A 15428-nucleotide genomic window follows, 5' to 3' on the forward strand; every position below is an offset into this window, starting at 1 on the left:
TTTCAGCCTTTAGCCTTCGAAAGCGGTTCGCAGCGTCTCGAACGGCGCCAGCGCGCCGCGTACCTGCACCACGGCAGCGGCGACGCGATGGGCACGGCGCGCGGCTTCCAGCGGGTCATGGCCGGCAAGACGAGCCGCAAGGTAGCCGCCATTGAAGGAATCACCGGCGCCTGTCGTATCGGCGGGAGCGGCGACATGGATCGCAGGGACTTCGCGTAATGTTCCTCGTTGGGCAACCAGCGCCGGCGCTTCGCCATTCTTGACGACGACCTCGCCAACCAGTTGCCCGAGTCGCTCTGCGGTCGCTTGCGGTGTTGCGTCGCCAAACAGCATCTGCTCGTCGGGGAAGGTCGGCAACGCGATGTCGGTGACAGCAAGGGCTTCGACGATCGCTGCCTGCGCATCCTCGCGATTGCGCCAGAGCCGCGACCGGTAGTTGGGGTCGAAGGCGACAAGTGAACCGACCGAGCGCGCCTTGGCGACAGCAGCCAGCAATGTGGCGCGTGCGGCATCGTCCAGAATTGCCAAAGTGATCCCGGAAAAATAGACAAGCGCCTGATTTTCAATATTTTTCGCCAACGCAGCCGGGTCCGAGGCAAGCTGCCGCGCGGCGGCGTCGGAACGCCAATAGGTGAAGGAACGCTCGGCGCCGGTCAGTGTGATGGCATAGAGGCCGGGCCGCGCGCCCGCTATGACCGGGCTGGAGCCGATGCCGATGCCGTTTTCAGCCAGGAAACCGATCTGGCCTTGCGAGAAGGGATCGTCGCCGAAGGCCGAGACATAGGTTGCCGGCCGCTCAGTGCTCAACGCATGCAGCGCCCACAGCGTGTTGAACGTGTCGCCGGCAAAGCCCATGCGCCAGTTCGGTCCCGTCTGGCCCGACAGTTCGAGCATGCATTCGCCGATCGAGGCGACGCCGGTTCCCGCCATCTACAGTCCTCCAGTGATCTTGGTGCTGTAGCTTTTTGCCATCGGCAACGCCATGCTTGGCAAGCAGGGTTTTTTCCGCCACAGCGTTTTCCCACAGGCTGGCGGGATGCGATCCGTTCGGCAGAGCGTTGTCTGCAGAAGAGGAACCGGTTTGGTATCGATATGGCGTTATCTTCTGGCAGGTCTTGGTCTGGCTGCCTTGCTGGTCGGCATTCTCGCGGTCGTCTATCTGACGGCGCCGCGGTCCGCGCAGCCTGCCGGCCCGGATGTCTCGCGTACGAAGAAATCCGAAAATGGGCTGTACATGGCCAGCTTCGTGCCGGAACGGGGCGTGGTGCGGCAGGGCGAACTGGAATCCTGGCTGCTGACCCTGAAAACAAAGACTGGGGCTTCGGTGGAGCGCGCCGCGATCGCCATCTCCGGCGGTATGCCGCAACACAATCACGGCCTGCCGACCAGCCCGCAGGTCACCGATTACCTGGGCGAAGGCCGTTACCGCATCGAGGGGCTGAAATTCACGATGAGCGGCTGGTGGCAACTTCGTTTCGCCATCTCGTCCGGCGCCGGCTCCGACACAGTACTGTTCAACGTGGTGCTGTGAGCGATCGATGAAGCGCCTTTTCTGCTTTCTGGCGCTGATGGTCGCCGTCATCCTCGTCGGCTGCGGCAAGCCTGACTTTTCCGACGCCGAGAAGAAGACCATCGCCTCGCTGGCGCTGTCGAGGTTGCCGCCCCTGAAGCCCGACACCACCAATCGTTTTGCCGACGTGCCGGCCGCTGCCGCGCTCGGCTCGACGCTTTTCTTCGACCTTGGCATGAGCCGCGACGGCACGGTGTCGTGCTCGACCTGCCACAAGATCGACCGCCAGTTCCAGGACGACCTGCCGCAAGCGGTCGGCGTCGGCCACACCAACCGGCGCACCATGCCGCTGGCCGGCGTGGCGCGCGATCCCTGGTTTTTCTGGGACGGCCGCCGCGACAGCCTGTGGGCGCAAGCGCTGACTCCGCTCGAAAACCCGCTGGAGCAGGCGGGAAACCGCGCCGCCTACGCGCATTACATCAAGGCGCGCTTTGGTGAGCGCTATGAGCGCATCTTTGGGCCGCTGCCTGACTTTTCCGGCATGCCGTTGAATGCCAGTCCGCTTGGAACCGATGCCGAGAAGGCTGCCTGGAACGCGATGAGCGGCGCACAACGCGACGGCATCAACGGTGTGTTTGCCAATCTCGGCAAGGCGATTGCCGCCTTCGAACGCTCGATCGAGCCGGCGCCAACGCGCTTCGACCGCTTTGCGCTGGACCTTGTCGCCGGCGCGGAGCCGAAAGGCGATGCCGTTTTCTCGAAGGAGGAAATCCTTGGGCTGAAACTGTTCATCGGCAAGGCCAATTGCGTGACCTGCCACGACGGCCCGCGCTTCACCGACAACAGCTTTCACAACACCGGCGTGCCGCCCGTTGCGGGTCTGCCGCCGGATCGCGGCCGCATCGATGCCGTGGCACAGGTCGAGGCCGACCCGTTCAACTGCTTCGGCGCCTATCGCGATGGCGACGCCAGCGCCTGCGGCGAGCTGCGCTTCATGGTCAAGGATGCGCCGCAACTTGTTCGCGCCTACAAGACGCCGTCGCTGCGCGGAGCGGCAACGCGACCGCCCTACATGCATGCCGGGCAGTTTTCGTCGCTCGACGAGGTGGTGGCGCACTACGCCAAGGCTGCGCCCAGCGTGGAGGGCACGTCCGAAGTTCACCCGCTTGAGCTGTCGGATCGCGAGCGTGGGGCGCTGGTGGCCTTCCTGAAGACGCTGGCGGAGTGAGCTACCGATCCTTGACCGTCTCCATTGCCACGAAGGTCGAGGTCTGGGCGACATGGGGGAGCGCCGAGATGCGCTCGCCCAGGACGCGGCGGTAGGCGGCGATATCCCTTGTGCGGACCTTCAGCAAATAATCGAAGCTCGACGCCATCATGTGGCACTGCTCGATCTCCGGCACGGCTTGTACGGATCGGTTGAAGGCATCGAGCGCGGCGGATCGGGTGTCGGACAATTTCACCTGGACGAAAGCGACATGGCCTTCGCCCATACGCTCGCGGTCGATGATCGCCTGGTAGCCCCTGATGTAGCCGTCCTTCTCCAGCCGCTTCACTCGCGCCTGCACCGGCGTCTTCGACAGGCCGACCTTCGCCGCCAGTTCGGACATCGAAAGCCGGCCATCGCTTGCCAGCGCCGCCAGGATATTCCGGTCGATGCGGTCCAATTGATCTTCTGTCATCGAAAATGCAGTCCATATGATAGTTTTAGATCACCAAGATAGATCGAATGACCTGCAATGTCGATTTCTTTGGACCGGTCGAAATTTCGCACTTGTGCTAGCTTGCGCCATTCGGTCCGGTGACCGCCGGCCCGATCCCCTTTGCTCAATCCATGGGACCGCCATGCCCGCGCTTGATGCCATCCGCCAGCAGATCCGCGCCAACTACCTGCCCGACGAAGACGAGGCCGTGAAGCGGCTGGCCGAAGCGACGGGCCTTTCAGCGAAAGACCGCAAGGCGATCTCGGCCCGGGCCGCCGATCTGGTGCGGGCGGTGCGCGGTTCGTCGGATCCTCGGCTGATGGAGGTCTTCCTCTCGGCCTACGGCCTCTCCACAAAGGAAGGCGTGGCGCTGATGTGCCTGGCCGAGGCGCTGCTGCGCGTGCCTGACACCGAGACGATGGACGACCTCATCGCCGACAAGATCGCGCCGCATGACTGGTCGGCGCATTCCGGCGGCTCGAGTTCCATCTTCGTCAACGCCTCGACCTGGGCGCTGATGCTGACCGGCCGCGTCCTCGATGAGGGCGAGGGCGGCATCGAGGGCACGCTGCGTTCTATGGTGCGGCGGCTGGGCGAGCCGGTCATCCGCAAAGCGGTGGCCGCCGCCATGCGCGAGATGGGCGAGCAGTTTGTGCTCGGCCGCACCATCGCCGAGGCCGTCAAGCGCGGCCGGCCGATGACGCAGAAAGGTTATCTCTATTCCTTCGACATGCTGGGCGAAGCGGCTCGCACCGAGGCCGATGCCTTGCGCTATCATAAGGCCTATGCCGCCGCGATTTCGTCGCTCGATTCCGGCTCCAACGGCCCTGATATCAGGCAGAATCACGGCATCTCGGTCAAGCTTTCGGCGCTGCATCCGCGTTATGAGGTAGCGCAGAAGGAAGAGATGCTGCCGGTCATGGCCGAGCGGCTTTTGTCGCTGGCGCTTGCCGCGCGCCATTCGCGCATGGGCCTCAACATCGACGCCGAGGAAGCCGACCGCCTCGATCTGTCGCTCGACGTGATCGAGCGGGTGCTGGCCGAGCCGGAACTCGCCGGCTGGAACGGTTTTGGTGTGGTGGTGCAAGCGTATGGGCCACGCGCGGCCTTTGCCATCGACTGGCTCTACGCGCTGGCCAAGAAATACGACCGCAACATCATGGTGCGGCTGGTCAAGGGCGCCTATTGGGACACCGAGATCAAGCGGGCGCAGACGCTCGGACTATCAGGTTATCCCGTCTTCACCCGCAAGGCCAACACCGACGTCTCCTACATCGCTTGCGCCAAGAAGTTGCTTGGCATGACCGATCGCATCTATCCGCAATTCGCCACCCACAACGCCCACACAGTCGCGGCCATCCTGTCGATGGCGACGAACCGCGACTCCTTCGAGTTCCAGCGTCTGCACGGCATGGGCGAAGCCCTGCACGAGACGGTGCGACGGTCCGAAGGCACGCGCTGCCGCATCTATGCACCGGTCGGTGCGCATTCCGATCTGCTTGCCTATCTGGTCCGTCGGCTGCTGGAGAACGGCGCCAACTCCTCCTTCGTGCACCAGCTGACTGACGAGGATGTCGAGCCGGAGGACATTGCGCGTGATCCGCTCGAAACGGTCGAAAGCCAGGGTCCGGCCGCCAATCCGGCGATTGCCCGGCCTTCCCAGATTTTTGGCGCCGGCCGTCGGAACTCGAAGGGTTTTGACGTCACCGACACGGTGACGCTGGCGGCGATCGACAAGGCCAAGGCCGCCTTCGCAGGGCCGGATCGCTGGCATGCCAAGCCGATCACCCGGGCCGCCGGCTATGGCAAGCAGCGTCCGATCGTCAATCCGGCCAAGCCTTCCGAAGTGGTCGGCACGGTCAGCGAAGCCGCTGCCAAGCAAGTGGCGACCGCCGTGCGGATCGCGGTGGACGCGCAGCCGGCCTGGGCGAAGCGTCCCGTTGCCGAACGCGCCGCCATCCTCAACCGCGCCGCCGATCTCTATGAAGCGAATGCCGTCGAATTCTTCGCGCTCGCCACAAGGGAGGCCGGCAAATCGCTGGCCGACGGCGTCGCCGAAGTGCGCGAGGCGGTCGACTTCCTTCGCTACTACGCCACTGAAGCGGCCAATGCGGAGGCGGGCACGCAAGCGCGCGGCGCCATCGTCTGCATCTCGCCGTGGAATTTCCCGCTCGCCATCTTCACCGGCCAGATCGCCGCCGCACTTGTCACCGGCAATTCGGTGATCGCCAAGCCGGCCGAGCAGACGCCGCTGATCGCCTTCCGTGCCGTCGAACTGCTGCGCGAGGCCGGTGTGCCGGAAGACGTCATCCAGTTGCTGCCTGGCGACGGTCCATCGGTCGGCGGGCCGCTCACCGCCGATCCGCGCATTGCTGGCGTCTGCTTCACCGGTTCGACCGAGGTTGCCAAGCTGATCGAGAAGCAACTGGCCGAGACGGCCGCGCCCGATGCCATGCTGATCGCCGAGACCGGCGGCCTCAACGCCATGATCGTCGATTCCACCGCGCTGCCCGAACAGGCGGTGCGCGACATCCTCGCCTCGGCCTTCCAGAGTGCCGGCCAGCGCTGCTCGGCGCTGCGCGTGCTCTATGTGCAGAAGGACGTCGAGAAGAAGATGCTGGAGATGCTGAAAGGCGCCATGGAGGCGCTCAGCATCGGTGATCCCTGGCGGATTTCAACCGATGTCGGCCCTGTCATCGACGACGAGGCGCAAAGCTCGATCCGCGAGTACTGCACGAAAATGGGTCTGCAGGGCAGGCTGATCGCCAAGCTCGAGGCACCGAAGGAGGGGCGCTTCGTCGCGCCGCACGTCTTCCGGGTCAAGGGCATCGAAGACATGGAGCGCGAGGTGTTCGGGCCGGTGCTGCATGTCGCCACCTTCGACGCCGACGAGATCGACGCGGTCATCGCGGCCATCAACCGCAAGGGCTATGGCCTGACCTTCGGCCTGCACACCCGCATCGAGGGCCGCGTGCAGCATTTCGTCGACGGCATCCATGCCGGCAACATCTATGTCAACCGCAACCAGATCGGCGCCGTTGTCGGTTCGCAGCCGTTTGGTGGCGAGGGGCTTTCAGGCACCGGTCCAAAGGCCGGCGGTCCGCACTATCTCAGGCGCTTCCGCAAGGGGCCGGAGGCCGGCACCCATTTGCAGGATGGCCATAAGGTCACGGCGACCGAACTTGCCGACAATCTGCCCGATCCCACGCTTGGCGGCTGGTCGACGCGGCCCGACCGGATCGCCATTCTGAGGAAGCATCTGCGCGGCAAGGGTGCCGCAGCCATTGGTGCTGCCGCCAGCATCGATTTCGGCCAGGTCGACCTGCCCGGGCCGACCGGCGAGGCCAACACGCTCTCGCTGTCGCCGCGCGGACGGGTGCTATGCCTTGGTCCTGATGGCGACACGCTGCTCGCGCAGACGATCCAAGCGCTCGCCGCCGGCAATGCGGTGCTGGCGGTGGCGCCCGGTGCGCCGGCTGCCCTGTCCGCATTGACCGGCAAGGGCCTGCCACTGGCCGCCATCGATGGTCGTCCTGATCCGGTCGAAGCGCGCTCGCTGCGGGTCGATGTCGTCGCTTTTTCGGGCACGCCCGAGGCCGCGCGCATCGTGCGCAAGGTCATCGCCGACCGCTCAGGCCCGATCGTGCCGCTGGTCAGCGAGGTGCTGAACCCGGCGGCCTATGCGCATGAACGGGCGGTCTGTGTCGACACCACCGCCGCCGGCGGCAATGCGAGCCTGCTGGCCGGAGCCTGACCCCGGCCAGTATTTATGCGCCTTCGACGACCGCAAAACCCTCGAACTGGGGGTGGCCGAGATAGTGGACCTTTGTCGTGCCGACATTTCTGTGGGCGGCGCGGAAATTCTCCGACTTGGTCCAGGCGATAAAATCCTCGTGGCTCGCCCACACCGTATGCGATGCAAACAGCGTGTAGCCTTCGGTCTCGTTGACCGGGCCACGCAACAGGTGGAATTCCCTAAAACCCTTCATCTCAGCGAGGCTGGAGTCTCGGTTCTTCCACACGGCTTCGAAATCGTTCTCCGAGCCGGTCTGCACCTTGAAGCGGTTCATGGCGATGTACATCGGGTTCCTTTCAGCGGTTTTGAACTTTGACGATCGATGGATGGCGTAACGGGGCGGCTGAGGCTCAGAACGGGCCGATTGGTGCTTTGAACCGCCAGCTTAACAGTCCGGTCTCCGGCGGAATGGGAGGGAAGGGCGCCTGTTTTCGCACCAGCTCCAAAGCGAATTGATCGAGCTCCGGAGAGCCCGAGCTTTTGGCAAGTTGCAAGTCGCTGATGTTTCCATTGGCCAGCACCACAAATGCCACCATAGCGTTGTTGCGGGCTGTCGTTTGCGCCGCTTTCGAAACGCGGCGATTGGCGCGAGCCAATTTGTTGGCCACCTCGCCGCTATAGCGAGACGCTGCCGCGTTGCCTGCACCGGTTTGTTTTCTGCCCTTGCTGGCAATTGCGGCCTTGATTTCCCGACCATCCGCCGTGCCGCGCTTCTCATATGGTTCGCTTGCAGTTGCTGGCGCAGCTGCCGGAGTTGGCCTCGCGCTGGGGATCGGCGGCTGCTCCGGAACGGCCACAGGCGCCTCGGCGCTCCCGGCCTGAACGGTCGGCTGCGCTGGCGTTTCGGTCTTGGGGGCGACGCTTTGGTCATCGGGGCGTGGGGCGCCGGCCACCAATATGTCCGGCGTCACCGCTGGCTGTTTGACAGGTTCCGGCAAAGGCTTGAGCGGCGGCTTTGCTGCGTCCTTCGCGGGTTGAGAAGGCTCCGTTGGCGGCGACGGCTTGGGCGGCGTTGCCGGCTGTGGTTTGGCCGGCTGCGGGTTCGGCACCAGCGCGACATTTATTGCCGCCGGGTCCTTGTCCAGCGCGCTGCCGACCACCTTGGCGCCCGACTGATCACTGCCTTCCGACTGCATAGCGTCCTGGAAACTGGATGTCCCTGAAGGCGAGATCAGAAAAGCCGCTGCCACCGCGGCGTGGAGCAGACAGGAGATGACGATCGCTGCCGTCCATTTGCGGTTCCAGGCCGACGGCTGCGGCAGCGCAAGCGGCTCGGTTGGTTTTATGGCCAGCTCGGCGCCGGCGCCGGCGTTGGGGAGGGGGCTGATATCATGCATGTCTCGCCACGAGACCTGCAGCGACAAGAGCAGAATTGTCAAATCAAGATCGTTCGCTGGCAGCGGCAGTCGACGGTGGCCGGCAATTGGCCACGCCACAGTGTTCTGCAGGAATGGGGGATGCAGTCCCACCTCAGACGCCGAAAGCGATACCGGTCCTGGTGTCCGTCTTCAGCTTGCGCATGCAGGCATTCGGCTCGACGCCGGTACCGGTGCATTCGGTCGCGCTGTTGATCAGCACGCGGCTGACTTTCGAGCATTCGGTGCCGGCCAGATCGAAACGTGTCACCTTGGTCTTGCCCGCCGGCAATTCCTTGAAATCGAGCACGGTCAGCCGGTCGACGACGCCAGCCTCGTTGAACAGGGCGATCTCGAATGCCGCCTTGGACAGGTCGGCGCCGAGATTGTTATTGACCACGAACGTCAGGCGGCAGCCCTTGTCGGAAGGCTGCGCGCCGTTGAGTTCGAGGCTGAGTGCGGGGACCGGCGCGGACTCTTGTGCCCACGCCGGAACCATCGCAAGCGACATCGCCAGCGTCGAGGTCAGTTGACGAAGGGATGTCGTCAAGCTCGTCATTGTCATCAGCCTCCAAATCGCATCGTTGCCGCCAGCTTGAGCGTTATGCCCGGCTCATAGACCGCAGCTGTCGTGCTGCCGTTGAGCGGGTTGGCGTATTTGACATCGAACAGATTGTCGGCGCGGAAATCGACCTTGAGATTATCGGTCGCCTGATAGCTCGCGAAGGCATTGACCAGCGTGTAGTCTTTGGCCACCGCATTGCCCTTCGGCTTGCCGTTGTACTGCACTTCGCCGCCGACAGTCAGTTTATCCTCGAGGAAGCGCAAGCCGAGCTGCGCCGTGACCTGGGAGGAGGGAATCGTGGCGAGATCTGCGCGGTCGCCTTCATACGATATGGTATGACCATTGATGATGGATGCCGAAAGTCCGGCATAGCCCCATGCCGCGTCGTAAACGCCTTCCATTTCGAAGCCGTTGATCTTGGCCTTGGCGAAATTCTGATACTGGAAGCAGATCGGGATGCCGGGGCCGAACGGGCAGCCGCTGGTCGGGTCGAACGCGGACAGCGTCACGCCTTCGATATAGTCGTCGACATCGTTGTTGAAATACGCCGCCTTGAGACGGAACGCGTCGCCAGCCTCCAAGATATCATTTTGCTTGTAGTTGACGCCGAATTCGGTCGTCTTGCCGGTCTCAGGCCGCAGATTGGGATTGGGCAGGAACGGGAAGCTGACGCCTGCCGGGTGATTGCCGCTGATCAGCGTTTCGGTAATCGACGGCGAGCGATAGCCCTCGGCATAGGTGCCGTAGAACTGAAGGCCTGCGAGGCCAGCCGATTCGAACGGCGAAACACCGACGGTGATACGAGGCGACACCCTGTCACTGGATGTCTCGCGTGAATCGTCCTTCAGGCTGTAATTGTCGTAACGCAGCCCGGCGATGACTTCGAGCCACTCCCAGGTGAGCTTGTCCTGGACATAGGCGCCAGAAGCGTTGCGCTTGCCCGACGGCGTGTAGAAACTGTCGCCGCCGGCCGTGCCGCCAGTCTTGACGTTATCGCCGGCCCAGTCGCCGCCATAGGTCAGTTCGTGTGCGACATTGCCGGTCTCGAATCGGGACGTGTTCCAGATGTCGATGCTGGTCGTGCCGATGTCGAAGGTCGACGTCGAGCCTTGCGGCAGCACGATGGGAAGGCCGGTGGTTGGATCAAACCGGTTGAGAGGGACGAGGCTGGTCAGATCGAGATTGGTCTTGTTGTAAGAGGTGTTGATATGGAGATCGAGCCAGCTCTTGTCCTCATCGGTGATGTTGTAGCGGGCCGTGAAGGTGTTCGACTTCAGGTCGACGTCATTGACCCGCACGCCGCCGCTGATCTCGTTCCAGCCGTCGCTTGAGCCGACCCAGCCGAGCTTCAGTTCGCTGTTGTCGGTCGGGCGGATGGTGGTCTTGAGCAGGCCGCTGAGCACGTCGAAGCCGGTGCCCTTGACTGTGTCGCCGCCACCATCCTTGTAGTCGTCATAGTTGCGGTAGACGATGTTGCCGAGCGCATCCCAGTTCTCGTTGAAGCGGTAGGCACCGGATGCGCTTGATGTCCAGCCCTTGCCGTTGCTCTCATAGCGCCCCGTGACGGAGCCGGCCCAAGTCTCGTCCGGCTTGAGGAAATCCTCGGCGTCCTTGGTGTCGAAGAAGACGACGCCGCCGATGGCGCCCGAGCCGTAGGTGTTGGCGACGGGACCGCGGATCACGTCGACGGATTTGACGAGCTCGGGATCGATGTAGAAGGTCGACTGGGTGCCGTGGTCGGAACGCTGGAAATTCTGGCGGGCGCCGTCGACGATGACCGCGACGCGGCCGAAATCCTGCAAGCCGCGGATGTTGATACTAGTGCTGGCGCGCCTGGCGTCGGCCTGCGCGGCGACACCGGGCACGCCGAGCAGCATCTCGTTCGGCGTTGTCGCCATGCGGCGGTCGAGCTGTTCCTGATCGACATGGCTGGCTGACGCCAGCGATTCGATCGCCGTCTCGCCGGTGCGACTGATGACGAGGATCTTGTCGAGCAGCGTTGCGCCCGCAGGGGCGGGCTTTTCCTCGTCAGCCTTCTTCGTTTGATCTACCGGCTGCGCCGCCTGCTGAGCGTTGGCCAGTTGCGCCGACAAGGCGATCGCCGCCACGCTTGCCAGCAAAGCCGCCATGCCCTTCGCTGCCGACCGGCCGCGCCATTCCCAAGTCATCAACCCCATGCCCCAACTCCAAAGTCCAGGTTTCATGCTGGCTGGCCCGGGGCTGGCTGGCAGTTTTGATCGTGTCCGGCGTCTTAAATGTTGACTCATTTAATCCGGTATTGCACTGACTAGTAAACATGATTATTCAAGTCAAGAAATGAATCGGATTACGCAACGCCTAGCCAGACGCCCGGCACAGGAAAGGGATCGATCCAGATGAACACCCACAATCCCAACGATTTTCGCTATCGCGTCCGCCGTTCCGACGATGCCTCCGTCCGTTTCGACCGGGTTCCGCTGGCGGTGCGGACCCTGTCCAGCAACACCCTGTTCCAGGGCGAGCACGAGATCGGCATCGAGCATCATGGCGCGCTCTACCGGCTGAAGATCACCCGCCAGGGCAAGCTCATTCTCAACAAGTAAGACAAGGCAACAGGGACGAGACATGGACCAGCGCGTAAAACCCGCCCCGCAGGAAATCCGGCGGGCACGGACAGACAATCCGAAGACGCGCGAGCGTGATCTGGCTGCCCAGCTCGGCATTTCGGAGGCCGAGCTGGTCGCCGCGCATAGCGGCGACGGCGTCGTCCGTATCGAGCCGCGCGTCAACGATCTTTTGACCGGCCTCGAAGCCGTCGGCGAGGTCATGGCGCTGACCCGCAATGAAAGCGCGGTGCACGAAAAGATCGGTGTCTATGACAAGGTTGTCACCGGTAACCACAATGCCATGGTGCTTGGCGAAAACATCGATTTGCGCATCTTCCCGAAGGTGTGGGCACACGGCTTTGCCGTGGAAAAGCGCGATGGCGACGAGATCCGCCGCAGCTTGCAGTTCTTCGACCCCGCAGGCGAGGCCGTGCACAAGGTGCATCTGCGACCGGCCTCCAGCCTCTATGCCTATCAGAAGCTGGTCGCCGCGCTCGAATCGTCCAACCAGGAGCCGACGGTCGACATTTCAGGGCCACTCCCCGATGACGAGATCCATGGCGACGAAGCGGCCGCCAATCTCGACGATCTGCGCGACCGCTGGAGCCGGCTGACCGACGTGCACCAGTTCTTCGGCATGCTGAAGACGCTGAAGCTCAGCCGCCGGCAGGCGGTGCGCATGGTCGGCCAGGACTATGCCTGGCTGCTCGACAATGATGCCGTTCGGGCCATGTTCCATCATGCCGTGGAAGGCGAGATGCCGATCATGTGCTTTGTCGGAAACCGCGGCTGCATCCAGATCCATTCCGGGCCGATCAAATCGATCAAGCCGATGGGGCCATGGATCAATGTGCTGGACGAAACCTTCCACCTGCATCTGCGAACCGATCACATCCACGAGGTCTGGGCCGTGCGCAAGCCGACCAAGGACGGTCATGTCACCTCGCTCGAGGTCTATGACGTCGACGGCAAGATGATCATCCAGTTCTTCGGCAAGCGTCATGAAGGCGAAAGCGAGCGTGACGACTGGCGGTTCCTGGCGGAAAACCTGCCGCGCATCCCAAGCCCGACCGCAGCCTGAGGAAAGTAAGATGCGTTTTTTCCTCGGACTGTCGGCTGTGCGCGGATCGATCCTCGGGTCGATGGCCGGTCTTTCTCTGGCTTTTGTCGCGCTGCAACCTGCTAGCGCCACCGAAGGCACGGCCGTCTTCGCCGATCCCTCGAAAATTGCGGCCATTGGCGGTTCGATCACCGAGATCGTCTATGCGCTCGGCGAGGAGAAGCATCTGGTGGCGCGCGATTCCACCAGCCGGTACCCAAAGGCGGCGCTTGAACTGCCTGATGTCGGCTACATGCGCGCGCTGTCACCGGAAGGCGTGCTCTCCGTCAATCCGACCGGCATCCTGGCGCTGCATGGCAGCGGTCCCAGGGAAGCCGTCGATGTCTTGAAGAAGACGAGCGTCCCGTTCATCGAAGTGCCCGAGCACTATAGCCACGAAGGCATCATCGAGAAGGTCCGCATCGTCGGCAAGGCGCTCGGCGTCGACGCCAAGGCCGAAGTGCTGGCCAAGGAGCTCGACGCCAAGCTCACGGCCGCTGAGAAGCAGACCGCCTTGATCAAGGAGCGCAAGCGCATCCTGTTCGTGCTGTCCATACAAGGCGGCAAGATTCTGGCGGCCGGCAGCGAGACCGCCGCCGACGGCATGGTCAAGCTGGCTGGCGGCGTCAATGCGGTCGAGGGCTTTTCCGGCTACAAGCAGATGTCCGACGAGGCCGTTATCACCGCTAGGCCGGACGTGATCCTTATGATGAGCAATGCCGGGCCTCCGGTATCTGACGACGAACTGTTCGGCAATCCGTCGATCGCCTCGACGCCGGCCGGAACCGCACGCAAGCTGATCCGCATCGATGGCGCCTATCTGCTCGGCTTCGGGCCACGCACGGCTGATGCCATCCACGACCTCGCTGTCTCGCTTTATGGCGGGCAGGTCACGGACTGAGCAGGCAGATCATGGTCGATCAATCGATCGCCGGTCCGGTGGAGGCGAGCGCATCCGAGGGCGACCGGTCGGGCCGCGCCCGTATCGTCATTCTTCTGCTGTGCCTGGGGCTGGCCGCTGCCGTTTTCCTGTCGCTGACATCGGGGGCGTCGGACGCATCGGCCGTCAACGTCATCGGCGACTGGCTGTTCGGCACCGTGCCTGATAACGCTGCGTTGGGCGCCCGCGACAGCCTGATCGTCTACGACATCCGCCTGCCGCGCATCATCCTCGGCATGCTGGTCGGCGCGGCGCTCGCGGTTTCCGGCGCGGTCATGCAGGGACTATTCCGCAATCCGCTGGCCGACCCCGGCCTGATCGGTGTTTCGGCTGGCTCCAGCCTCGGCGCGGTTGCCGTCATCGTGCTCGGCGCCACAATATTGGCTCCGGTGACAGCCTTGCTCGGCACGCTCGCACTGCCGCTGGCGGCCTTCTGTGGCGGGCTCGCCACGACGCTTGTGCTCTATCAGGTTGCCACGCGACGGGGGCAAACCTCGGTTGCCACAATGCTGCTCGCTGGCATCGCGCTGGCGGCGCTTGCGATGGCGCTGACCGGCATCCTCATCTTCATGGCCGACGATCGCCAGTTGCGCGACCTGACCTTCTGGCAACTCGGATCGCTCGGCGGCGCGACCTGGGCGAAGATTGCTTCGGTCGGGCCGATCATCGTGCTGGCGCTGGCGGCGATGCCGTTCCTGGCACGCGGCCTCAACGCGCTGGCGCTGGGCGAGGCGACCGCCGGCCATCTCGGCATTCCGGTGCAGCGACTGAAATACACGGCCATCATCGGCGTCTCGGCGGCGGTCGGCGCGTCCGTTGCCGTCAGCGGCGGCATCGGCTTCGTCGGCATCGTGGTGCCGCATCTGCTGCGCTTGGCTATTGGTCCGGACAATCGCTATCTGCTGCCGGCGTCCGCGTTGCTCGGCGCCTCGCTGCTGCTTCTGGCCGATGCGGTCGCGCGCACCATCGTGGCGCCGGCCGAACTGCCGATCGGCATCGTCACCGCGATCGCCGGCGCACCGTTCTTCCTTTGGATCCTGCTGCGCAAGCGCGGCGTGATTGACTTGTGAGGTTTGGATGATCGAGGCAAGGGATGTTTCGGTTGATATCGCCGGCAAGCCTATCGTCACCGGTGTCGATTTCCACGCGCGGCCCGGCGAGATCGCCGCCATCGTCGGCCCCAATGGTTCGGGTAAGACGACCTTCCTCAAGGCGCTTTCCGGCGAACTCGCCTATACCGGGCGCGTCGCGCTCAACGGCCGCGATCTCCGCGCGATGAAGCCGGTCGAGACCGCCGTCCAGCGCGCGGTGCTGCCGCAGGCGACGACGTTGTCGTTCCCGTTCACGGTGCGAGAAGTGGTCAAGCTTGGCCTTGTCGGCGGCCGCTCGGGCGTCTTGCCGGGCGAGGATGCGCGGCTGCCGGAACGGGCGCTGGCGCGCGTCGATCTCGACGGCTTTGGCGGACGTTTCTACCAGGAGCTTTCGGGCGGCGAGCAACAGCGCGTCCAGCTTGCGCGCGTGCTGTGCCAGGTCTGGGCACCGGTGCTCGACGGCAAGCCGCGCTATCTCTTCCTCGATGAGCCGGTTTCCAGCCTCGACATCAAGCACCAGCTGATCATCATGAGCATTGCCCGCGACTTCGCCAGAAGGGGCGGTGGCGTGGTTGCCATCCTGCATGACCTCAATCTCACGGCCATGTATGCCGACCGGATCTTCGTCATGCATCGTGGCCGGCTGGCCGCCACCGGGTCGCCGCAGGACGTGCTGAGCGATGATCTGATCGAAAAAGTGTTCGACTGCCGGCTCAGAGTCGGCGTGCTGCCGGCCGGAAACATGCCGTTCGTGCTGCCGCAGTCAGCAGCCTAGTTTATTGCA

At 63.8% G+C, this 15428-nt stretch carries 14 protein-coding genes; 8 read left to right on the forward strand and 6 right to left on the reverse strand.

Going from position 1 to position 15428, the window contains the following annotated elements:
* Nucleotides 1-9: 9 nt before the first annotated feature.
* On the reverse strand, nucleotides 10-930 hold the full coding sequence (locus C8D77_RS24140) for a sugar kinase (RefSeq protein ID WP_109668704.1): 921 nt from the start codon (nucleotides 928-930) through the stop codon (nucleotides 10-12).
* Between the two features lie 151 nt (nucleotides 931-1081).
* On the opposite strand from C8D77_RS24140, the gene C8D77_RS24145 reads away from it, so the two are divergent.
* Nucleotides 1082-1531, forward strand: coding sequence for a FixH family protein (locus C8D77_RS24145; protein ID WP_109668706.1), 450 nt, complete (start codon nucleotides 1082-1084; stop codon nucleotides 1529-1531).
* 7 nt (nucleotides 1532-1538) lie between these two features.
* On the forward strand, nucleotides 1539-2738 hold the full coding sequence (locus C8D77_RS24150; protein ID WP_109668708.1) for a cytochrome-c peroxidase: 1200 nt from the start codon (nucleotides 1539-1541) through the stop codon (nucleotides 2736-2738).
* Between the two features lies 1 nt (nucleotide 2739).
* On the opposite strand, the gene C8D77_RS24155 is transcribed toward C8D77_RS24150, so the two are convergent.
* Nucleotides 2740-3192 carry an Lrp/AsnC family transcriptional regulator gene (locus C8D77_RS24155; RefSeq protein WP_056596145.1) on the reverse strand — a complete coding sequence of 151 codons (453 nt, stop codon included), beginning with the start codon at nucleotides 3190-3192 and terminating at the stop codon, nucleotides 2740-2742.
* A gap of 163 nt (nucleotides 3193-3355) precedes the next feature.
* Here C8D77_RS24155 and putA point away from each other — a divergent pair, with 163 nt between their 5' ends.
* The gene (gene putA, locus C8D77_RS24160) at nucleotides 3356-6967 is read left to right on the forward strand and encodes a bifunctional proline dehydrogenase/L-glutamate gamma-semialdehyde dehydrogenase PutA (protein WP_109668710.1); all 3612 of its coding nucleotides are present in this window, start codon (nucleotides 3356-3358) and stop codon (nucleotides 6965-6967) included.
* A gap of 13 nt (nucleotides 6968-6980) precedes the next feature.
* Here the strand turns inward: putA and hmuQ are convergent, their stop codons facing one another.
* The 4 genes from hmuQ to C8D77_RS24180 all read right to left on the reverse strand — a co-directional run bounded on the left by hmuQ (nucleotide 6981) and on the right by C8D77_RS24180 (nucleotide 11106).
* Complete coding sequence (hmuQ, locus tag C8D77_RS24165) at nucleotides 6981-7295, reverse strand: heme-degrading protein HmuQ (RefSeq protein WP_109668711.1); 315 nt, start codon at nucleotides 7293-7295, stop codon at nucleotides 6981-6983.
* A 64-nt stretch (nucleotides 7296-7359) separates the two neighbouring features.
* Nucleotides 7360-8373, reverse strand: a complete 1014-nt coding sequence (locus C8D77_RS24170; RefSeq protein ID WP_342770052.1) for an energy transducer TonB family protein — start codon at nucleotides 8371-8373, stop codon at nucleotides 7360-7362.
* A gap of 106 nt (nucleotides 8374-8479) precedes the next feature.
* Nucleotides 8480-8923, reverse strand: a complete 444-nt coding sequence (locus C8D77_RS24175; RefSeq protein ID WP_109668946.1) for a hypothetical protein — start codon at nucleotides 8921-8923, stop codon at nucleotides 8480-8482.
* Nucleotides 8924-8928: 5 nt separating this feature from the next.
* Nucleotides 8929-11106: a TonB-dependent hemoglobin/transferrin/lactoferrin family receptor gene (locus C8D77_RS24180; protein WP_109668712.1), complete on the reverse strand. Its 2178-nt coding sequence runs from the start codon at nucleotides 11104-11106 to the stop codon at nucleotides 8929-8931.
* Nucleotides 11107-11304: 198 nt separating this feature from the next.
* Between C8D77_RS24180 and hemP the strand changes: the two genes are divergently transcribed.
* From hemP to C8D77_RS24205, 5 genes are read left to right on the forward strand one after another with little or no spacing between them, the layout of a single operon-like run.
* Nucleotides 11305-11511: a hemin uptake protein HemP gene (hemP, locus tag C8D77_RS24185; RefSeq protein ID WP_109668714.1), complete on the forward strand. Its 207-nt coding sequence runs from the start codon at nucleotides 11305-11307 to the stop codon at nucleotides 11509-11511.
* Between the two features lie 22 nt (nucleotides 11512-11533).
* Nucleotides 11534-12595, forward strand: coding sequence for a hemin-degrading factor (locus C8D77_RS24190; protein ID WP_109668716.1), 1062 nt, complete (start codon nucleotides 11534-11536; stop codon nucleotides 12593-12595).
* A 10-nt stretch (nucleotides 12596-12605) separates the two neighbouring features.
* The gene (locus C8D77_RS24195) at nucleotides 12606-13514 is read left to right on the forward strand and encodes a heme/hemin ABC transporter substrate-binding protein (protein WP_109668718.1); all 909 of its coding nucleotides are present in this window, start codon (nucleotides 12606-12608) and stop codon (nucleotides 13512-13514) included.
* 11 nt (nucleotides 13515-13525) lie between these two features.
* The gene (locus C8D77_RS24200; protein ID WP_109668721.1) at nucleotides 13526-14623 is read left to right on the forward strand and encodes a FecCD family ABC transporter permease; all 1098 of its coding nucleotides are present in this window, start codon (nucleotides 13526-13528) and stop codon (nucleotides 14621-14623) included.
* Between the two features lie 7 nt (nucleotides 14624-14630).
* Nucleotides 14631-15419 (forward strand): heme ABC transporter ATP-binding protein, encoded by a 789-nt coding sequence (locus C8D77_RS24205; RefSeq protein ID WP_109668723.1) that lies wholly within the window; start codon nucleotides 14631-14633, stop codon nucleotides 15417-15419.
* Nucleotides 15420-15428 lie beyond the last annotated feature (9 nt).

This window comes from Mesorhizobium loti, assembly GCF_003148495.1.
GTDB lineage: Bacteria > Pseudomonadota > Alphaproteobacteria > Rhizobiales > Rhizobiaceae > Mesorhizobium > Mesorhizobium loti.